19 protein-coding genes are annotated in these 18,888 nt (G+C 71.7%); 11 read left to right on the top strand and 8 right to left on the bottom strand.

Annotated elements, in window-relative coordinates; translation table 11 throughout:
- Positions 1-315 precede the first annotated feature (315 nt).
- Entirely contained in the window at positions 316-1,374 is a 1,059-nt protein-coding gene (locus FHX46_RS03560; protein WP_208399993.1) for a hypothetical protein, read from the bottom strand.
- Between the two features lie 136 nt (positions 1,375-1,510).
- Between FHX46_RS03560 and FHX46_RS03555 the strand changes: the two genes are divergently transcribed.
- The 3 genes from FHX46_RS03555 to FHX46_RS03545 are packed head-to-tail and all read left to right on the top strand — an operon-like array spanning position 1,511 to position 5,330.
- Positions 1,511-2,743, top strand: a complete 1,233-nt coding sequence (locus FHX46_RS03555; RefSeq protein ID WP_167110599.1) for a DUF445 domain-containing protein — start codon at positions 1,511-1,513, stop codon at positions 2,741-2,743.
- A gap of 27 nt (positions 2,744-2,770) precedes the next feature.
- Positions 2,771-3,994 (top strand): DUF445 domain-containing protein, encoded by a 1,224-nt coding sequence (locus tag FHX46_RS03550; protein ID WP_167110597.1) that lies wholly within the window; start codon positions 2,771-2,773, stop codon positions 3,992-3,994.
- A 22-nt stretch (positions 3,995-4,016) separates the two neighbouring features.
- Positions 4,017-5,330 carry an alginate O-acetyltransferase AlgX-related protein gene (locus FHX46_RS03545; protein ID WP_167110595.1) on the top strand — a complete coding sequence of 438 codons (1,314 nt, stop codon included), beginning with the start codon at positions 4,017-4,019 and terminating at the stop codon, positions 5,328-5,330.
- Here the strand turns inward: FHX46_RS03545 and FHX46_RS03540 are convergent.
- Genes FHX46_RS03540 through FHX46_RS03530 form a run of 3 tightly spaced genes read right to left on the bottom strand, consistent with a single transcriptional unit; the run spans position 5,287 to position 7,876 of the window.
- Positions 5,287-6,168: a metal ABC transporter permease gene (locus FHX46_RS03540; RefSeq protein WP_167110593.1), complete on the bottom strand. Its 882-nt coding sequence runs from the start codon at positions 6,166-6,168 to the stop codon at positions 5,287-5,289. The two genes, FHX46_RS03545 and FHX46_RS03540, sit on opposite strands and share 44 nt — an antisense overlap.
- 23 nt (positions 6,169-6,191) lie before the next feature.
- A complete protein-coding gene (locus FHX46_RS03535; RefSeq protein WP_167110592.1) occupies positions 6,192-6,986 on the bottom strand; it encodes a metal ABC transporter ATP-binding protein in 795 nt (264 codons plus the stop codon).
- On the bottom strand, positions 6,983-7,876 hold the full coding sequence (locus FHX46_RS03530) for a metal ABC transporter solute-binding protein, Zn/Mn family (RefSeq protein WP_167110590.1): 894 nt from the start codon (positions 7,874-7,876) through the stop codon (positions 6,983-6,985). The genes FHX46_RS03535 and FHX46_RS03530 overlap by 4 nt, the downstream gene beginning before the upstream one ends.
- Positions 7,877-8,073: 197 nt before the next feature.
- Here FHX46_RS03530 and FHX46_RS03525 point away from each other — a divergent pair, with 197 nt between their 5' ends.
- The 3 genes from FHX46_RS03525 (at position 8,074) to FHX46_RS03515 (ending at position 10,624) form a co-directional block, all read left to right on the top strand.
- Positions 8,074-9,174 carry a LacI family DNA-binding transcriptional regulator gene (locus tag FHX46_RS03525; protein WP_167110588.1) on the top strand — a complete coding sequence of 367 codons (1,101 nt, stop codon included), beginning with the start codon at positions 8,074-8,076 and terminating at the stop codon, positions 9,172-9,174.
- 67 nt (positions 9,175-9,241) lie between these two features.
- Entirely contained in the window at positions 9,242-9,736 is a 495-nt protein-coding gene (locus tag FHX46_RS03520; RefSeq protein ID WP_167103417.1) for a beta-class carbonic anhydrase, read from the top strand.
- Between the two features lie 9 nt (positions 9,737-9,745).
- Complete coding sequence (locus FHX46_RS03515; protein ID WP_167110586.1) at positions 9,746-10,624, top strand: A/G-specific adenine glycosylase; 879 nt, start codon at positions 9,746-9,748, stop codon at positions 10,622-10,624.
- A 51-nt stretch (positions 10,625-10,675) separates the two neighbouring features.
- Here the strand turns inward: FHX46_RS03515 and FHX46_RS03510 are convergent, their stop codons facing one another.
- Both FHX46_RS03510 and FHX46_RS03505 read right to left on the bottom strand, forming a co-directional pair.
- Positions 10,676-11,434, bottom strand: coding sequence for an alpha/beta fold hydrolase (locus FHX46_RS03510; RefSeq protein ID WP_167110584.1), 759 nt, complete (start codon positions 11,432-11,434; stop codon positions 10,676-10,678).
- A 4-nt stretch (positions 11,435-11,438) separates the two neighbouring features.
- Positions 11,439-12,842 (bottom strand): AAA family ATPase, encoded by a 1,404-nt coding sequence (locus FHX46_RS03505; protein WP_167110582.1) that lies wholly within the window; start codon positions 12,840-12,842, stop codon positions 11,439-11,441.
- A gap of 58 nt (positions 12,843-12,900) precedes the next feature.
- Here FHX46_RS03505 and FHX46_RS03500 point away from each other — a divergent pair, with 58 nt between their 5' ends.
- Both FHX46_RS03500 and FHX46_RS03495 read left to right on the top strand, forming a co-directional pair.
- A complete protein-coding gene (locus FHX46_RS03500) occupies positions 12,901-13,197 on the top strand; it encodes an antibiotic biosynthesis monooxygenase family protein (protein WP_167110580.1) in 297 nt (98 codons plus the stop codon).
- Entirely contained in the window at positions 13,197-14,009 is an 813-nt protein-coding gene (locus FHX46_RS03495; protein ID WP_167110578.1) for an SIR2 family NAD-dependent protein deacylase, read from the top strand. The genes FHX46_RS03500 and FHX46_RS03495 overlap by 1 nt, the downstream gene beginning before the upstream one ends.
- 315 nt (positions 14,010-14,324) lie before the next feature.
- On the opposite strand, the gene FHX46_RS03490 is transcribed toward FHX46_RS03495, so the two are convergent.
- Positions 14,325-15,155, bottom strand: a complete 831-nt coding sequence (locus tag FHX46_RS03490; RefSeq protein WP_167110576.1) for an SDR family NAD(P)-dependent oxidoreductase — start codon at positions 15,153-15,155, stop codon at positions 14,325-14,327.
- 86 nt (positions 15,156-15,241) lie between these two features.
- Between FHX46_RS03490 and FHX46_RS03485 the strand changes: the two genes are divergently transcribed.
- Entirely contained in the window at positions 15,242-16,108 is an 867-nt protein-coding gene (locus tag FHX46_RS03485; RefSeq protein WP_167110574.1) for a LysR family transcriptional regulator, read from the top strand.
- On the opposite strand, the gene FHX46_RS03480 is transcribed toward FHX46_RS03485, so the two are convergent.
- Positions 16,095-17,012 (bottom strand): endonuclease/exonuclease/phosphatase family protein, encoded by a 918-nt coding sequence (locus tag FHX46_RS03480; protein ID WP_167110572.1) that lies wholly within the window; start codon positions 17,010-17,012, stop codon positions 16,095-16,097. The two genes, FHX46_RS03485 and FHX46_RS03480, sit on opposite strands and share 14 nt — an antisense overlap.
- Before the next feature lie 104 nt (positions 17,013-17,116).
- On the opposite strand from FHX46_RS03480, the gene FHX46_RS03475 reads away from it, so the two are divergent.
- Positions 17,117-18,082, top strand: coding sequence for an ATP-binding cassette domain-containing protein (locus FHX46_RS03475; RefSeq protein ID WP_167110570.1), 966 nt, complete (start codon positions 17,117-17,119; stop codon positions 18,080-18,082).
- Positions 18,079-18,879: an ABC transporter permease gene (locus FHX46_RS03470; RefSeq protein ID WP_167110567.1), complete on the top strand. Its 801-nt coding sequence runs from the start codon at positions 18,079-18,081 to the stop codon at positions 18,877-18,879. The genes FHX46_RS03475 and FHX46_RS03470 overlap by 4 nt, the downstream gene beginning before the upstream one ends.
- The last annotated feature ends 9 nt before the right edge of the window (positions 18,880-18,888 follow it).

Here is an 18,888-nt window from a genome sequence, read left to right as displayed (position 1 = left end):
CGGCGGAATCAAGGCGAGCCGGACACCGGCGGCCGGAGGTGCCACCACCCAGCGACGCATTCCGCAGCACTGGTTTTCCCAGCCATTCCGCGGAGTTCACGAACCCCAGTGCCGGTTTTCGCGAACCTGTTTTGGCAACGGCCAACGAACCGCTCACGCCCCAGACCTCCCCGGGTGACCACCGGGCGCCGAAGGCGCCGGAAAAGATCAAGGGAGTCCTCACCGGACGGGCGGCTCCGGGATGACCACCCAGCTCACTCGTGGCACAGGAAAAAGCGCTGGCGCCTCGTTGCGCCAGCGCCTCGAAGAAATCCGTCAGGCGACCGGGGCCCGGTCGTCGGCCGGGATGAGGGTGTCCAGCGCTTCCTGGAGGGCCGAGTGGGTGGCCGTGAGGCGCTCGGTGACCTCGCGGCGGAACTCGAACGCCTCGGTGCGGGCCTGCTGCGCCTCGGACAGCTGACGCTCCGCGTCGGCGACCAGGGTGGATGCCCGGTTCTCCGCCTCGGACGTCTGCTTGGCCAGCCGCGACTCGGTGTCCGCGGTGAGCTTCGCCAGGCGGCTCTCGGTCGACTCGGTGTCCTTGGCGATCTTGGCCTCGGTGTCGGCGACCAGCTTGGCGAGGCGCTCCTCGGTCTCCCGGGTGTCCTTGGCGAGCCGCTCCTCGATCTCCTTGGTCTTGCGGGCCAGGGCGGACTCGACCTCTTCGGTCTTCTTCGCCAGAGCCGTCTCGACCTCTTCGGTCTTGCGGGCCAGCGCCTCGGCGGTCTCCTGCTCGGCCTTGGCACGCGCGTCGGCTGCTTCGGCGTCCAGGCGAGCGCGCTCCGCGGCGGCCTCCTCGTTCAGGCGCGCGATCTCGGCCCGGCCCTGCTCCATCAGGTTCTCGTGCTCGGTGGTGAGCGCGGTGTGCCGTTCCTGGAACTCCAGTTCCAGGTCGTCGCGCCGCTTGGCCAGCTCGGCTTCGCGTTCGGCGACCATCTTGTCGGCGGCCTTGCGGGTGTCGAGGTCGTACTTGTCGGCGGCGGCACGGATGTCGTCCGCCTGCGCGTCGGCGCGGCTCTTGAGCTCGGCGATCTCCTCCTCGGCGAGGGTCATCATCGTGCGCACGCGCTCGGTCATCGTCGTGGCGCTCGACGGGTCGCTCGCCATCCGGGACAGCGCTTGCTTGGCCTCGCTCAGCTCCTGCTGGGCGTAGGACAGCGCACGGGTCAGCTCGGCAACCGACGACAGCGCCTCGTCACGGGAGACCGCGGTCTCCTTGAGCTCGGCGTTCAGCTGCGCGAACTTCTCGTCCACCGGCGGCCGGTCGTAGCCGCGGAACACGAGGGGGAAGAGGGGATTACCAGCGATGGGATCTTGGGACTCGGCAGGAGGCATGCGGGCACCTTAGTGCTATTGGACCTGGGTTTCCATACTTTCGGGTGACCCATTGTCGAAGATCAACTGAATCCGGTGCACACCGGCCCCCGGGAAGCTGGGATACGGTTCGGCGGGACTCGCGAGGGAGGGGCCGGTGCAACTGCAGCAGATCGTGGCCGACCTGGCCGAACACTGGCCGCTCTACGTCTCGATGCCGTTCATCGCCGCCCTCATCGGGTACGTCACCAAGCGCGTCGCGATCGAGATGATGTTCCGGCCGATCGAGTTCGTCGGCATCCGGCCGTTCCTCGGGTGGCAGGGCGTCCTGCCGGCCAACGCCGAGCGCATGGCGGCCACGGCCACCGACATGCTGACCAGCAACCTGGTCGACCCGAAGGAGATCTTCGCCCGCCTCGACCCGGAACAGGTGGCCAAGGAGATCGAGGAACCACTCCTGCAGGTGGTCGGGGAGATCACCGAGGAGGTCATGGAGCAGTACCAGCCGCGGCTGTGGGAGGCGTTGCCCGCCGGTGCGCGCGAACTGCTGCTGCGCCGCATCCAGGCCGAGGCGCCCAAGGTGATCGCGAAGATCATGCGGGAGCTCGCGGACAACATCGAGGACGTCCTCGACCTGAAGAGCATGGTCATCACCAACCTGGTCCGCGACAAGAGCCTGCTGAACCGGCTCATCCGGGACATCTCCCGCCCCGAGATGCGGTTCATCGCCAACTCCGGGCTGGTGTTCGGCTTCGCGCTCGGTTGCGTCCAGCTGCTGGTGTGGGCGCTGACCAAGTCGTCGATCGTGATGCCGGTGTTCGGTCTGGGCATCGGCTGGTTCACCGACTGGCTCGCCCTGAAGATGATCTTCCTGCCGCGGGAGCCGCGCGAGTTCCTCGGCCTCTACACCTGGCAAGGCGTGTTCCAGAAGCGCCGCGACCAGGTCGCCGCCGACTACGGTGACATGATCGCGCGGGAGATCATCACGATCCCGAACCTGCTCGAGGCCATCCTGAAAGGCCCGAAGGCCGACCGGCTGTTCCACCTGATCGGCCGCGAGGTGCAGCGCACCATCGACGCGCAGGCCGGTGTCGTCAAGCCCCTCGTCGCCGCGGCCGTGGGCACCCGCAAGTGGCAGGAGATGAAACAGGCCGCCGCGCTGAAGGCCGCCGAGCGCGTGCCGGACACCATCCGGTACGCGGAGGACTACGCGGTCAACGCCCTCGACGTGCGGAACACCATCGTCGACCGCATGCGGCGGTTGTCGCCGGTGGAGTTCGAGGAGTTGCTGCGGCCGGCGTTCCGGCAGGACGAGTGGAAGCTGATCGCCGTCGGTGCGATCATCGGCGGGCTCGTGGGTGAGCTCCAGGCGATCGTGCTCCTGCACTAGTTTCGCGGGACCGGGATGGGGGTGGCGATGGACGCGGTTCTGGCCGATCTCACCCGCCACTGGCCGCTCTACGCCGCGATCCCGTTCATCGCCGCCCTGATCGGCTACGTCACGAAGCGCGTGGCGATCGAGATGATGTTCCGCCCGCTGGAGTTCGTCGGGGTCCGCCCGGTCTTCGGGTGGCAGGGCGTGGTGCCCAAACACGGCGGCCGCATGGCGGCGATCGCCACCGACCTGCTCACCACGAACCTGATCGACCTGGGTGAGGTGATCGCCCGGATCCAGCCCGGCCGGCTGGTGCGGGAAATCGAGCAACCGCTGCTGCGCGCGATCGACGACCTGGCTCGCGACGTGCTGGCCCGGCACCACCCGCGGCTGTGGGAGTCGCTGCCGCCGATGGCCCAGGACCTGATCGTCAAACAGCTGCAGGCCGGGGCACCGCGGCTGGTGCGGGAGCTGCTCGACGAGATCCGCGCCGATCTCGACGGCGTGCTCGACGTCAAGCACATGATCGTCGAGCGGCTGACCCGTGACCGCGCCCTGCTGGTGCGGCTGATCCGGGAGACGTCCCGGCCCGAAATGACCTTCATCGCCCGGTGCGGGATCTACTTCGGATTCGCCCTCGGGCTCGTGCAGGCCGTGGTGTGGGCGCTGACCAAGAACCCGTGGGTGCTGCCGGCGTTCGGGGGTGTCATCGGGCTGTTCACCGACTGGCTCGCCATCAAGATGATCTTCGTGCCGCGCCGTCCGGTGCGGATCGGACCGGTCACGCTGCACGGCAAGTTCCAGCGGCGCAAGGCCGAGGTCGCCCGGCAGTACGGCGCGATCATCGCCCGGGAAGTGCTGACCGTGCCCAACCTGCTCGACGAGCTGCTGACCGGTCCGCGCGCCGATCGGCTGGCCGCGGTGGTGCGGCGCGTGGTGGCACGGGCGGTGGACGAGCAGGCCGGGCTGATCCGCCCGCTGGTGTCCGCCGCCGTCGGCGGTGAGCGGCTGCGGGAGATGACCGGGACCGCGGCCACCGCTTCGCTCGCCCAGCTGCCGTACCTGCTCCGCCACGCGGAACCGTACCTGGTGGAGGCGATGGATCTGGCGAACATGGTGGAGCGGCGGATGATCGCGCTGACTCCCGAGGAGTACGAGAACCTGCTGCGGCCGGCGTTCCGGCGCGAGGAGTGGAAGCTGATCGCGGTCGGCGCCGTGATCGGGTTCGCCGTCGGCGAGTTGCAGGTACTGCTCATGTTGCACTAGGTGAACGGTTACCGTGTGCCGCGTGGCGCACGAACCGCAGCAACTCCCCGCGGTGCACGAGGCGTGGCTGCCCCGCGAGCACTCCCTGTACCGGCCCCGCCACGGCGGCCGGCAGCTCGCCGCGTTGATCAGCGCGGTCGTGTTCTTCACGACCCCGGCGCTGCTGTGGGTGTTCGGCACGCGCCCCGCCGAGATCGAGAACCGGCACCTGACCGCCTTCCCGAGCGTGGGTGAGGGCTGGGCGTTCTTCACCGGCCTGCCCGCCTGGGCCACCGACCAGCTGGCCTTCCGCAACGCCGCGATCGAGGCGGCGGACTGGATCAGCCGCACGTTCTTCGGCGAGACCCCGCCGCGCGACCAGGGCGGCACCAGCGGGACCGGTCCGCTGCCCGGCGGCCCGCCACCGGCGCAGGCACCGGCGGCGGACGACCAGCCCACCACCTCCGGGCCGGTCGACCAGGCCGGGTACCGGCAGGTGATCGAGGGCGGGCAGGGCTGGCTGTACTTCGGTTACGACGCCGAGGCCAAGTGCGCGCCGGTGCACATGCTGTCCGAGACACTGGACCGGATGAACCGGTTGCGCGCCCTCATCGAAGCGTCCGGCCGCACGTTCGTGTGGGTCGTCGCGCCGGACAAGTCCACGATGGTCCCCCAGTACCTGCCCGCGAGCTACCCCGGCAAGGACTGCCACCGCGCCGCCGAGGCGCCGACCTGGCAGCAGCTCGACGCGGCCGGCGCGGTGGACCTGCGGCCCGGGCTGACCGCCGAAGCGCAGCGGGTCGGCCACCCGGTCTACCCGTCCAACGACACGCACTGGGCCGACGAGGGTTCGCTGGTGATGACCCGCGCGGTCGCCGAGGCCGTGCAACCCGGGATCACCGCGACCTGGCAGAGCAGGCAGGTCGGCAGGTACACCGTGGCCGCGGACCTGCCGCCGCTGCTGGGCCGGAAGGCCGACAAGACGAACGCGTTGTACGACCTGCGGCCGGACGGCCTCGTCGACCGGGCCGGACCGACCGTCGCCGACATCGAGACGCCGTCCTACCGGTTCGCCGCGCCGATGTCATCCACCGTGAACCGGAAAACCCTGTTCTACGGCGACTCGTTCACCAAGGCGTCCTCGCGATACCTGGCCGCCGGGTTCGCCAACCTGACCATGCTCGCCTACTTCACCCCGAAGACGAGTCAGGACCAAGCGATCGGGATGTTCGTCAACTCCGACGTGGTGGTGGTGGAGACAGTGGAGCGCAGTGTGTCCAGTGGTCAGCTGCCGTTCCTGACCGACGGGTTCCTCACGGCGCTGCAGGCGCAACTGCAGCAGCATCCGGTTCGCTGACCCGGCCTGCCCGGTCGCGCAGGTGGGCGACGAGGCGGCAGATCAGGTAGATCGTGAACGCGATGGCGGTGACGAAGGCGCTCACGGGTGCTCCGGGCGCGAGCGAAAGGACGATGCCGCCCAGCGCGGCGGTCTCGGCGAACACGATCGCCAGCACGGTCACCTTCCACGGGCTCGCGGTCAGCCGTGCTGCCGCCGCCGCCGGGGTCACCATCATCGCGACGACCAGCAGCGCGCCCACGATCTGCACGCCGAGCGCGGTGGCGACGCCGACGAGCACGGCGAACACCACGGACAACGTGCGCGCCGGCACCCCGCGCGCGGCGGCGACGTGCGGGTCGACGCTCGCGAACAGCAGCGGCCGGTAGATGGCCGCGAGGATCAGCAGCACGACCACCGCGGCGATGACGAGCACGATCAGGTTGGTCGTCTCGATCGACACGACCTGACCGATGAGGATGCCGAACTTGTTCGCCGTGCGGCCCGGGTTCAGCCAGAGGAACAGCACGCCGAGACCGAGCCCGAAGGACAGGATCGCGCCGATCACCGAGTCGCGGTCGGACTCGCGGCCGCCGAGCAGGCCGAGCAGCAACGCGGCGATCACCGCACCGCCCAGCGCGCCGAACTCGACGCCGACACCGAGCAGCAGCGCACCGGCGGCGCCGGTGAACGCCAGCTCGGCGGTGCCGTGCACGGCGAAGGACATCCGCCGGGTCACGATCAGCGGGCCGAGCACCCCGGCGACGAGGCCGAGCACGGCCGCGGCGAGCAGAGCGGTCCGCACGAACGGCAGCCCGAGCAGCTGCGCGGTCAGACCGAAGTCGAAGAACTTGTCCATGTCAGCGGGAACCTTCTGGGCTTTCAGGAGACGCGCTCGTCCAGGTGGTGGGGTTCGTCCTCGCAGACCGCGCTGCGCGCTCCGGCGACGTGGATCTGGCCGCCGACGCGGACCACCTCGACGTGCGCCCGGTACAGCTCGGACAGGGTCTCCGACGTCATCACGACCTCCGGCGGGCCGATCCGGAACCGGCCGTCGACCAGGTACAGGACCCGGTCCACGTAGGGCAGGATCGGGTTGATCTCGTGCGTCACGAACAGCACCGCGGTGCCGGCCGCGCGGCGCCGGGCGTCGATCAGCTCGCTCACCGCGCGCTGGTGCGCGAGGTCCAGGGACAGCAGCGGCTCGTCGCACAGCAGCACGTCCGGCTCGCCGACCAGCGCCTGCGCGACCCGCAACCGCTGCTGTTCACCACCGGACAGCTTGCCGACCGGCTGTTTCGCGTAGGACTGCGCGCCGACCGCCGCGATCGCGGCGGACACCCGCCGCCGCCGCTCGGCCAGCCCGCGCAGCCCGGTGCCCCACCGGTGCCCGTCGAGACCGAGCCCGACCAGGTCGACGCCGCGCAACGTCAGCCCGTCGGCCATCGCCCGCTGCTGCGGGATGTACCCGACCGGGTGGTCGTTGTGGAAGCGCACGCGGCCCCGCGACAGGGGCTGCAGGCCGAGCAGCACCTTCAGCAGGCTGGTCTTGCCGGACCCGTTCGGGCCGAGGACGGCCACGAACTCGCCGGGTTCGACCGAAAGGTCCAAACCGGACCACAGCGTGCGCGCGCCGAACGCGAGGGTCGCGCCGGTGATCTCGACCGCGGGGCTCAAGAGTTCAGCGCCTTCGCCAGATCGTCGACTTCGCTGGTCATCCAGGCAATGTAGTCCGTCATGCCGGTGGGCAGCGTCTCGGTCACGCCGACCACGGGGACGCCGGCCCGGTTCGCCTCGGCGACGACCTGCTGGGTCACCGGGGTGACCGTCTGCTCGTTGTTGATCAGCGCCTTGACCTGCTTGCCGTTGATCAGGGAGGTGAACTCGGCGAGCGCGGCGGGCGGGACGTCGGCCTCCGCCTCGACGGCCTCGGAGAACTTCGCCGGAGTGGCGTCGGTGAGCTGGGCGGTCTCGATCAGGTAGTGCGCGACCGGCTCGGTGACCAGGACCTTCGTGTCCGGGTGGCCGGCGCCGATCTGCGCCGCCCGCTGGGTGAGCTGGTCGAGCCGCGCGGTGAAGTTCGCGGCGTTGGCGGTGAAGGTTTGCGCGGCGTCCGGCTTGATCTGGCCGAGCTGCGTGGCGATCTGGCCGGCGACCTTGGCCACCGCCGGGAAGCTGTACCAGACGTGCTCGTTCTCGCCGCCGGTCGCGGCGATCTCGGTGGCGGTCAGCTTGCGGGCGTTGGTGGCCTGGTCGGCGAGCTTGCCGAAGAAGTCGTCGTAGCCGCCGCCGTTGGCCAGGGTGAGCTGGGCGTTCTGCGCGGCGATGGCGTCGGCGGGGGTGGTCTCGTAGGAATGCGGGTCCGCGCTCGCGTCGTTGATGATCGAGGTGACCGCGACCTGGTCACCGCCGATCGCGGCGAGCACGGTGCCCCAGACGTTGGTGGACGCGACGACCTTGATCTTGCCGCCGGTGTCGCTGCCCGTGTTACCCCCGCCACAGGCGGTGAGTCCGAGGACGAGGGCCGTCGCGGCGGACGCGAGACCGAGGAGGCGGGGGAATCTCATCGCGAGCACTCCTGAAGTACGAGGTGGGACGCTTCTTCGCGCACTATTGGAAACGGTTTTCGAGTTCACCTTACCCCAATGGGTGACGATCTCACCCCCTCGGTTACAGCCGCCTGAACGTGACGTTGCGCAGTGGCGCACGACGCACGGACGGCGTTCGACTTCACGACTTCGTTCTGAACCGTTACGGTTCCCTCATGGGGCGTCCTATGCGCATGAGGCGACAGGCGACGTTGGCGTCGCTCGCCGCGGAGCTCGGCGTGTCGCGGACCACCGTGTCCAACGCCTACAACCGCCCGGACCAGCTGTCCCCCGAGCTGCGCAAGCGGGTGCTGGAAACCGCCCGCCGCCTGGGGTACCCCGGCCCGGACCCGGTGGCGCGGTCGCTGCGCACCCGCAAGGCCGGCGCCGTCGGCCTGCTGCTCACCGAGAACCTGTCGTACGCCTTCCGCGACCCGGCCGCGATCGGCGTGCTCGAAGGTCTCGCGCTGGCGTGCGAGGACGCCGGGGTCGGGCTGCACCTGGTACCGGCCAGCCCCGGCCGCGACGACGTGGTGGCCGTGCACCGGGCGGGCGTCGACGGGTTCGTCGTCTACTCGGTGCCGGACGACGACCCGCACCTGGGCGCCGTCCTCGCGCGCCCGGTGCCGACCGTGATCATCGACCAGCCGCGCATCGAGGGTGTCGACCGCGTCGGCCCCGACGACACCACGGCCGTCACCGAGCTGGCCGAGCACATCATCGGTCTCGGGCACCGCCAGATCGGCGTGCTGTGCATGCGGCTCGCGCGGGATCGCAACGACGGCTTCGCCTATCTGGACCGGCAGCGCAGCGCGCACTTCCACGTGCAGCGCGCCCGGCTGGAGGCACTGGCGAAGGCGTTCGGCAAGGTCGGTGTCGACTGGTCGACCGTGCCGGTGATGGAGCGTTTCGAACACAACGTGGACGACGGCGCCGCCGCCGCCCGCCAGCTGCTCGACACCCATCCCCAGGTCACCGCCCTGATCTGCACCTCGGACATCCTCGCGCTCGGCGCGCTCGCCGAGGCGCACCGGCGGGGTCTGCGGGTGCCGGCGGACCTCACCGTCACCGGGTTCGACGGCATCGCCGAGGCCGAACGGGCGGGCCTGACCACGGTGCACCAGCCGGTGCTGGAGAAGGGCCGGGCAGCGGGGAAGCTGCTGCTGTCCTCCGGCGACCACGTGAAGCCGCGGATCATCACGCTCACCACCCAGCTGCGGATCGGCACCACGTCCGCGCCACCGCGCACCATGGAGCAGCACTGGTTCGGGCCGTGATCCTCCTCATTGCGCGGGGTGCGGGCACCCGGTGGAATTGTTCCCGAACCGATCCCGGGAGGCACATGTGACCGCAATCGACACCCTGCTCCAGCGCAACCAGGAGCACCCCGAGACCGTCGGCGACCGGTCGGACGCGCGGCCCGCGCTGAAGGTCGCGATCCTCACCTGCATGGACGCCCGCATCCGCGTGCCGGAGGTGTTCGGGCTCGCCGAGGGCGAGGCGCACGTCCTGCGCAACGGTGGCGGCGTGGTGACCGACGACGTGATCCGCTCGCTCGCGCTGTCCCAGCGCAAGCTGGGCACCGAAGAGGTGCTGATCATGCAGCACACCGCGTGCGGCGTCTCGACGGTCACCGAGGACGGCTTCAAGGACGAGCTCGAGTCGGAGTGCGGCGTCCGGCCGACCTGGTCCGTCGAGGCGTTCGGCGATGTCGAGGACAGCGTGCGCCGGCAGGTGCGGCGCGTGCAGCGGAGCCCGTACCTCCCGCACACGGACAAGGTGCGCGGGTTCGTGTACGACGTGCACACCGGCAAGGTCACCGAGGTGACCGGCAACTAACCTGGGCGCGTGCCCATCGACCCCGAGCTGCTGATCGACTGGTTCGACTCGTGCGCCCGCGACCTCCCGTGGCGGCGTCCGGAGTGCACCGCGTGGGGTGTGCTGGTCAGCGAGATCATGCTGCAGCAGACGCCGGTCGCGCGAGTCGAACCGATCTGGCACGAGTGGATGGCGCGGTGGCCGGTGCCGTCCGCGCTGGCGGCGGCGAGCCAGGGCGAGGTGCTGCGGGCGTGGGGCAAGCTCGGCTACCCGCGCCGCGCCTTGCGGCTGCACGCGGCGGCGACGGCCATCGCCGCGGAACACGGCGACGTGGTGCCGTCCGATGTGGACACCCTGCTGGCCTTGCCCGGGATCGGCGCGTACACGGCGCGCGCCGTGGCGGCGTTCGCGTACGGCAAGCGGGCACCGGTGGTGGACACGAACGTGCGGCGCGTGGTGGCACGCGCGGTCCACGGCGCGGGCGACGCGGGCCCACCGTCCACGTCGAGGGACATGGCCGACGTCGAGGTGCTGCTCCCGCGCGCGGAGGACCGGGCGGCGCGGTTCTCGGCGGCGCTGATGGAACTGGGCGCCGTGGTGTGCACGGCCCGGTCGCCGAGGTGCGCGGACTGCCCGGTGTACGCCGATTGCGCCTGGCAGAAGGCCGGCCGCCCGGCCTACAGCGGACCGCCGAAGGCGACGCAGAAGTACGCCGGAACGGACCGGCACGTGCGCGGCCTGCTGCTCGACGTGCTGCGGGGCACGCCCGGCCCGGTGGTCAAGTCCAGCCTGGACGTGGTCTGGTCGGACAACGGCCAGCGGGACCGCTGCCTGGACTCCCTCCTGGTCGACGGCCTCGTGGAACAAACCACCGACGGCCGCTTCGCCCTGCCCGGCGAACACACGTAGCGACGCCCGCGGGAGTGGCCCGGGTGGCCGTCCCGGCGTTGCCGGGCGGGGTTACCGGCCCAGCAGTTCCGACAGGAACGCCTCGACCGCGCCCCGGTAGAACTCCGGCGCCGAGTCGTGCACGACGTGGCCCGCGCCCGGCGCCACGACGTGCCGGCCTTCGGGTGCCCGCCGGGCCATCTCCGCCTGCTGCCCGGCGGGCATGAAGGTGTGTTCGGCCTCGATGACGAGCATCGGGCACCGCACGGATTCCACCAGCGGCCAGTAGTCCCGCCGCCCCCACTCCGACGCGATCTCGTACAGGTCGTCCAGGGCGGCGATCAGGTGGTAGCCGTCGGAGCGTTCCTCCACGCACTCGGTGAAGTACTCGCCCGCGTCGCCGAAGAAGTCACGCACGTGCGCCAGCGACTGGAACGGCACCGGCCACGACTCGAAGTACCCGCGCCACGTGTCGACCGTCCGGCCGCGGTGGTCCGGCGCCATGTCCTCCACCACGACCGCGTGCACCAGCTCGGGGTGCGTCGCCGCCAGGGACCACGCGTGCAGGCCGCCCATCGAATGGCCGATCAGCACCGCCGGCTCCCCCAGCGAGCGCACGAGTGCGGCGGCGTCGGCGACGAACTGTTCCGTCGTCCACGGCCCGCCACGCGGCCCGCGCCCGTGCCCGCGTGCGTCGAAGCCGACCACGTGCCCGTACCGGCGCAGCCACTGCGCCACCCGCCACCACGTGCGCGCCCGGCCCATCAGCCCGTGCATCACCACGATCGGGCGGCCGTCGCCACCGAAGTCGACCACGCTCACGCGCGTCATTCAATCAGCTGCCGAGCAACGACCTGGTCAGCGAGTTCCGCGAATCCTGCATGTCCCGCAACGCGGCCGACAGCGCTTCCCCGCCCACCCGCAACCGCTCGCCGTCCGCGCCGGCCCGCACCTCGTGCAGCACCGCGCGGCGCAGCAGCTCCTTGATGAACGACGCCGTCACGCCCTCCGTCTCGGCGATCACCGGCTCCAGGTCGGCCCGCAGATCCACGCCGCGCGCGTACAGCTCCAGCAGCTTCCGCCGCCCCTCGGCGTCCGGTCGCGGGATCTCCACCGCGAGATCGACCCGCCCGGGCCGGTCCCGCAACGCCGCCTCCAGCGCCTCCGGCCGGTTGGTCGTCAACACGAACGTGACGTCCGCGTCCGCCCCGATCCCGTCCATCGCGTCGAGCAGGCTGAACAGCAGGGGGCCGCCACCGTGGGGCGTGGTGCGGTCCTCGGCGACCAGGTCGACGTCCTCGACCACCAGGATCGACGGCTGCAACCGCCGGGCCAGCTCGGCCGCCTTGCTGATGAACCGCATCGCCGCGCCGGTCAGGATGATCACCGTGCTGCCGGACAGCCGGCTCATCAGGTACCGCACGGTGTGCGTCTTGCCGGTGCCCGGCGGGCCGTGCAGCAGCAGCCCGCGCTTGAGGTGCTGACCAGCGGCCCGCAGCCGGTCGGCGTGCTCGGCGATGCCGACGATGTGGTCCTCGATGGTCGGCAGCACGCCCGGGGGCAGCACCACCTGCTCGGCGGTCAGCTCCGGCCGCGGCAGGAACGTCAGCAGCTCGTTGCCCCGGTACTCGCTGCTGCCGAACGCCAGGACCTTCCCGCGCAGCACGTCGTGCGCACGGGTGAACTGCTCGATGCGGTCGCGCACCACACCCGCGGTGGTGTGGTCGCGGGCCAGGACCTCGACGCGCGACACCGCCAGCGGCCCGTGCTGCACGTTCGGCCCGCGCAGCGCGACGATCACCGGCGCGCCGTCCGGGGCGGTGGTCGCGACCAGGCCGAACTGGATGACCTCGACGGCCTCCTCCGGTCCGACCGCGACGGTCGCCATGTCGACCGCGCCGAGTTCGTACGCGCCGTGCCGCCGCGCCGCCGTCAGCATCCCGGTCAGTTCCTCGTTCGTCCGGTTCGCCCCGGTGATGCCGAACCAGTCCGGATCGCCGCCGCGTTCGGCGAGGTAGGCCGCCACCCCACGGTGGACGTTCGCGTGTTCCCACGGCGGGAACTCCTGCGCGACCAGCACGACCTGGCGGAACCCGACACCGAGGTATCCCGCGATCCGGCCGATCAGCTCCTCCGCCGGGCTGTCCTCGTCGACGACGAGAGCGGCCGCCTGAACGATCCTCCGCAGGTCCGCGGCGAGCCCCCGGGCCAGGGTGCGTTCGTCATCTGTGATCCCCATTACGGTCCACCATAGCGACTGCGGCGGGCGCGCCGGGGCCGCTCGGTAGGCTGAGGTCATGGCAGTCGTGAAGATCAACGCGATCGAGGTCCCCGAAGGTTCAGGCCCCGAACTGGAGAAGCGGTTCGCCAACCGCGCCCACTCGGTGGACGGGCAGCCCGGCTTCCTCGGCTTCGAGCTGCTGCGCCCGGTCGCCGGGGACAACCGCTACTTCGTCTACACGAAGTGGGAGTCCGAGGAGGCGTACCAGGCGTGGGCCGGTGGCGCGGCCAAGGAGGCGCACGCCGGGCAGAGCGCACGTCCGGTGGCCAGCGGGGCGAACCTGCTGGAGTTCGAGGTCGTCCCGCTCGACTGATGACCGGTGACGGCCTGGCCGAGGCCGCCGAGCTGCTCGCCGGTGCCTCCGCGCTCCTGGTCTGCGCGGGCGCCGGCATGGGTGTCGACTCGGGGCTGCCGGACTTCCGCGGCGACGAGGGGTTCTGGCGGGCCTACCCGCCCTACGCCCGGCTCGGGCTGAGCTTCGCCGAGCTGGCCGACCCGCGGCACTTCGCCGAGGACCCGGAACTGGCCTGGGGTTTCTACGGTCACCGGCTCGACCTGTACCGGCGCACCGCACCGCACGCCGGGTTCGGGCTGCTGCTGCGGTTCGGATCCCGGCTGCCCGGCGGCGCCGCCGTGTTCACGTCCAATGTGGACGGCCAGTTCCAGGCGGCCGGGTTCGGGCTGGTCGCCGAGGCGCACGGCTCCATCCACCACCTCCAGTGCACGATCCCGTGCGGCCCGGCCATCTGGCCCGCCGGCGAGTTGTCCCTGGAAATCGACGAATCGACCATGCGCGCCCGCCCGCCGCTGCCGTCGTGCCCGGACTGCGGCGCGGCGGCCCGGCCGAACATCCTGATGTTCGGCGACTTCGACTGGCTGCCCGAACGCACCGACGCGCAGATGCGCGCGCTCGACGAGTGGCGCCGCGCGAACCGGCGGGCCGTCGTCGTCGAGGTGGGCGCCGGCCGCGCGGTGCCGACCGTGCGCCGCTACGCCGAGCTGGCCTCCGCCGCGACCGGCGCGCTGATCCGCATCAACCCGCGCGAGGCGGAGGTCCGGCACGGCCGCGGGGTGTCCCTGCCGTCTGCCGCCCTTCCCGCGCTGACAGCCCTGCTCGGTGGCTGACCGGGTGCCGTAGCCGACGAGCAGCAGCGCTGCTGCTCGGCGACGCCGGTTACTCGGTGAGCTCGCCGCGGCCGGTGGCGACCACCTCGCGGCCTTCGTGGTCAACCAGGACATGGCGATCAAGGGCTACTGGCCACCACCACTCGATCCGGTGAATGTGAAGGTTCCACGCGTCCCGTGGGGCGGCTTCTCCCCTCTCACTCCAAGACTGCGGTCGCACGGGCGCCACCGTGCCTCCACCAGTCGTCCGGGCATACCGGATCCGGCCGTCACGCCCCCCGAGCGGCCGGATCCGGTAAGCACGGTTTCTGTTCCCTAGCCCAGCACCCGCTCGGTGAGCGCACGGGCCGCCGCGATCAGCTCGCGGGTCAGCGCGGCTGTCAGCTCCGTGGACGGGGTGCAGTCCGGGCCGATCACCAGCCCGCTCTCCAGCGGCTCGGTCGCGGCGAACACGATCGAGCGCGCCGCTTCGGCGACCGGCCGCCGGCACGCCTCGCGGATCTGCTCCCACTGCGGCCGCAGCGCCGGCGGCAGGATCTCCGGTGTCATCTCGGCCGCGTTCGGGGTCGCCGCGGGGCCGGGATCGGCCGCGAGCACCGCGACACCGCTGCCGCGCAACCGCTCGGCCAGTTCCCGGTTGTAGGCCAGGTGCGCGAGCTTGGCGCGCCCGGACACCGCCATGCCGTAGTACTCGCCGGGCTCCTCGATCTCCCGGTAGGTCGGCGTGCCGACGAGCAGCGCGGCCTGGATCGACGACGACGTGACGTCCACGATCCGGCTCGGGCCGCCCGCCCGCAGCGCGTCGAGCAGTGCCTCGGTGAGCAGCAGCGGTGACAGGTGGTTGACCGCGAAGCTCGCCTCGATACCGTCCGCGGTCTCCCACCGCGCCGACCACATCCCGCCCACGTTGTTCACCAGCAGCTGCCACGGACCCTCGTCGGCCAGCCGCCGGCCGAGCGCCCGCACCTCGGCCAGCACCGAGAGGTCGGCCTGGACGAACCGGGCACCGATCTCCCCCGCGGCCTCCTTCCCGCGTTCCGCGTGCCGCCCGATGATCGTCACCTCGTAGTCGCGCTGGGACAGTTCCCGCGCCACCGCGAATCCGAGCCCGCGGGTTCCTGCCGTCACGATTGCCTTCTGCGTCATGACCTCCACCTCAGCGGACTGGCGGGAATCCGTCCAAAGCCGCGCGAACATGCCGCCATGCCCGCCCGGCATGGCAGCCTGTCGGAGTGGATCTGAAGCACCTGCGGTACTTCCTCGCCGTCGCGGCGGAGGGCACCTTCACCGCCGCCGCGCAGCGCCTCGGGATGACCCAGCCGGCGCTGTCCCGCGCGATCCGGGTGCTGGAGGACGAGGTCGGCACGGCGTTGTTCACCCGCGGGCGCCAGGGGGCGGAGCTCACCGCCGCGGGGCACCTGCTCGCCGAGGAGGGCCGTGGGATCGACGAGCACGCCCGCGCGGCGATCACCCGCGTGGCCCGGCTCGGCCAGGACGGTCCCCGGCTCCGGGTGACGGCGCGCGCCTGCGACGTGGACACGCTCCAGCGGCTCGTCGACTCCTACAACGAGCAGCATGAACCGGCGGCGGTGGCGGCGGTGGCCGACTGGCCGGTGCAGGCGGACGAGCTGCGCACGGGCGCGGCCGACGTGGGCCTGCTGCGCGTCCCGTTCGACGCCCGCGGCCTGGACAGCGACCCGGTCCGCGTCGACGAGCGGGTCGCGCTGCTGCCGGCAGCACACCCGCTGGCCGGTCTGGACAAGATCGACCGGGCCGAGCTGGCGGGCGAGGCGTTCCCGCGATGGCGGGACTCCTCCGCGGCGGAGACGGCGTACTGGACGGGCACCGACCTCGTGGAGTACGAGTGGCGGCCGGGCCCGTGGGTGCGCAACGGCGCGGAGTACGCGGGGGCGGTGCGGCTCGGTCAGGCGGTCGGTTTCGTGCCCGCCACGATGCTGCCGGAGCTGCCGCTCACCGGCGTCGCCGTGGCACGGGTGACCGGGCTGTCACCCAGCGAGCTGCACGTCGTGTGGGCGGCCACGGCGACCTCCCGGGACGTGGCGCGGTTCGTGCGGCACGCGCAGCTCACGGGAGCGTGATCGAAGCGACCACGGCCCGGTGGTCGGAGCCCGGCACCGGGAACACGCGGTAGGACGTCACCGCGGCGCGGGCGTCGACCAGGACGTGATCGATCGCGACCGGGGGCGGCAGCAGCTTCGACGGCCAGGTCGCCGTGAAGCCCTCCCCCGTCGCGTCGCCGGCGTCCGCGTAGCCGGTCGCGATCAGGTTCCGCAACGTGGCGTGGTCGAGCGTGGCGTTGAAGTCGCCGGCCAGCACGCGCACCGGGCAGTGCGGGTCGGGATGCGGCAGACCCGCGATCTCCGACTTCCACGCCCCCGCGTCCGCCACCGGCGCCGTCGGGTGCACCGCGACGACCTCCACCGACGACCCGCCACCGAGGTCCAGCCGCGCACTGGGCTGCGCGAAGACCGACGGCCCGGGCAGGGACAACTCGGTGAGCGGGTACCGCGACAGCACGCCCGTTCCCGAGGCGCGCGCGGCCGGCCGCAGCACCTGGTACGGCAGCAGGTCGGACAGCCCGGCGGCCCGCAGGGCGCCCACCGCCGACGGCGTCAGTTCCAGCAGGTTGAGCACGTCGACCTGGTTCTCCCGCACCAGCCGCACGATCGTGGCCGGGTCGGCCTCGCCGTAGTACATGTTCGACGACATCACACGTAGTGCCCGCCCGTGCGCCGGCGGCTGGGCCGAGGCGGCCGCCCGGGGCACCACCACGCCGCCCACCACGAGCGCGAGCACCAGCACGATCCCGCCGATCCACCAGTGCCGGAGCGCGAGGGTGACAACCGCGAGGACCAGGCCGCACACGACCCAGTACGGCGTGAGCGCGATCAGCGACGCGGTGAGCCGCCCGCCGTCGACACCGGCCAGGCGCATCACCGCGAAGACCGCGAACAGCGCGGCCAGCACGGCGAAGAACACCACCCGCCCAGTTTTCCTGACACGCCCCGGCCGCGGCTGACAGTCATCTGTGCGTGCGCTGTCAGGTTCCCCCGGCACAGTCGGTTCCGACACAGGAGGAGGATTTCATGACCTTGGCGATCCAGGCGGACGGCCTGGTGAAACGGTTCGGTTCCACCACCGCCCTGAACGGGGTCGACCTGGAGGTGCCCACCGGCAAGGTGGTCGGCGTGCTCGGCCCGAACGGCGCCGGCAAGACCACGATGGTGCGGATCCTGGCCACCCTGGCGCGGCCGGACGCCGGGCACGCGACCGTCGGCGGCTACGACGTGGTGCGCGACGCGGTGCGGGTGCGCGGCCTGATCGGGCTGACCGGCCAGTACGCCTCGGTGGACGAGGACCTGTCCGGGACGGAGAACCTGGTGCTGCTGGGCCGCCTGCTCGGGCTGAGCCGGGCCGGCGCGAAGGCTCGCGCGGCCGAGCTGCTGGAGCAGTTCGAGCTGAGCGACGCCGCCGGGCGCGCCGCGAAGACGTACTCGGGTGGCATGCGGCGGCGGCTGGACCTCGCGGCCAGCCTGGTCGGGCGCCCGAAGCTGCTCTACCTGGACGAGCCCACCACCGGCCTGGACCCGCACGCGCGCAACGAGGTGTGGCAGGTCGTGCGGCGGCTCGTCGACGACGGCGCGACGGTGCTGCTGACGACGCAGTACCTCGACGAGGCCGATCAGCTCGCCGACACGATCACGGTGATCGACCACGGCCGGGTCGTCGCGGAGGGCCGCCCGGACGAGCTCAAACGCCGCGTCGGCGGGCAGACCATGCAGGTCCGGCCGAGTGCCCGAGGTGACTTCGAGGCGGTGGCGCGGATCCTGACCGAGCTGACCGGGGCCGAACCCGCCCGCGACCACGACGTCGGGCTGCTCACCGCGCCCGTGGGCGATCCGGTCCTGTTGTCCACAGTGGTCCGCAAACTGGACGAGGCCGGCATCACCGCCGACGAACTGGCACTGCGCCTGCCCAGCCTGGACGAGGTCTTCCTGGCGCTGACCGGAAAACCGGCCGAGGAGACCGCACCCGAAAGGAGCCTGGTGTGACCACCGCCGTTGCCGATCCGCCCCGGCGGATCAGCCCGGGCACCGCCCTGCAGGACGGGTTCACGCTCGCCTGGCGCGGGGTGCTGAAGATCCGCAAGAACCCCGAGCAGCTGCTGGACGTGACCCTCCAGCCGATCCTGTTCCTGCTGATGTTCGGATACCTGTTCGGCGGTGCGATCGCCGGCAGCACGAGCGCCTACCTCCAGGCCCTGGTGCCCGGTCTGATGGTGCAGAACACGGTGTTCGCCAGCATGGCCACCGGCACCTCGCTCAACACCGACGTCGCGAAGGGCGTGTTCGACCGGTTCCGCAGCATGCCGATCGCGCGGTCGGCGCCGCTCGTCGGAGCGGTGCTGTCGGACGTGGTGCGCTACGCGGTGGCGCTCGCGGTGCTGCTGGTCACCGGCACGATCATGGGCTACCGGCTGCACGCCGGTCCAGGAGCGCTGCTGGTCGCCGTCGCGTTGATGCTGCTCGCCGGGTTGTGCTTCTGCTGGATCGCGGTCTTCGCCGGGATGCTCCTGCGCAGCCCGGGAGCCGTGCAGGGCGTGATGGTGGCGGTGATGATGCCGATCACCTTTGGCAGCAACGTGTTCGTCCCGTCCGGCACCATGCCCGGCTGGCTGCGGGCGTGGTCCGAGGTCAGTCCGGTCAGCCTGCTCACCGAGACGATGCGCGGGCTGCTGGGCGGCGGCCCGGTCGCCGGGCCGCTGCTGGGCGCGCTGGCCTGGCTGGCGGGGATCGTGGCGGTGTTCTTCCCGCTCGCGATGCGTGCCTACCGGAACCGGGCGGCCTGACCGCCCGCG

This window comes from Amycolatopsis viridis, assembly GCF_011758765.1.
In the GTDB taxonomy this organism is placed as follows: domain Bacteria; phylum Actinomycetota; class Actinomycetes; order Mycobacteriales; family Pseudonocardiaceae; genus Amycolatopsis_E; species Amycolatopsis_E viridis.
This window is presented reverse-complemented; position numbering and strand designations above follow the sequence as displayed.

Excerpts from the sequence above, each read along its gene's own strand:
- FHX46_RS03560 (WP_208399993.1), bottom strand. The coding sequence starts at position 1,374 with ATGCCTCCTGCCGAGTCCCAAGATCCCATCGCTGGTAATCCCCTCTTC.
- FHX46_RS03550 (WP_167110597.1), top strand. The coding sequence starts at position 2,771 with ATGGACGCGGTTCTGGCCGATCTCACCCGCCACTGGCCGCTCTACGCC.
- FHX46_RS03540 (WP_167110593.1), bottom strand. The coding sequence starts at position 6,168 with ATGGACAAGTTCTTCGACTTCGGTCTGACCGCGCAGCTGCTCGGGCTG.
- FHX46_RS03530 (WP_167110590.1), bottom strand. The coding sequence starts at position 7,876 with ATGAGATTCCCCCGCCTCCTCGGTCTCGCGTCCGCCGCGACGGCCCTC.
- FHX46_RS03525 (WP_167110588.1), top strand. The coding sequence starts at position 8,074 with ATGGGGCGTCCTATGCGCATGAGGCGACAGGCGACGTTGGCGTCGCTC.
- FHX46_RS03510 (WP_167110584.1), bottom strand. The coding sequence starts at position 11,434 with ATGACGCGCGTGAGCGTGGTCGACTTCGGTGGCGACGGCCGCCCGATC.
- FHX46_RS03505 (WP_167110582.1), bottom strand. The coding sequence starts at position 12,842 with ATGGGGATCACAGATGACGAACGCACCCTGGCCCGGGGGCTCGCCGCG.
- FHX46_RS03500 (WP_167110580.1), top strand. The coding sequence starts at position 12,901 with ATGGCAGTCGTGAAGATCAACGCGATCGAGGTCCCCGAAGGTTCAGGC.
- FHX46_RS03495 (WP_167110578.1), top strand. The coding sequence starts at position 13,197 with ATGACCGGTGACGGCCTGGCCGAGGCCGCCGAGCTGCTCGCCGGTGCC.
- FHX46_RS03490 (WP_167110576.1), bottom strand. The coding sequence starts at position 15,155 with ATGACGCAGAAGGCAATCGTGACGGCAGGAACCCGCGGGCTCGGATTC.
- FHX46_RS03475 (WP_167110570.1), top strand. The coding sequence starts at position 17,117 with ATGACCTTGGCGATCCAGGCGGACGGCCTGGTGAAACGGTTCGGTTCC.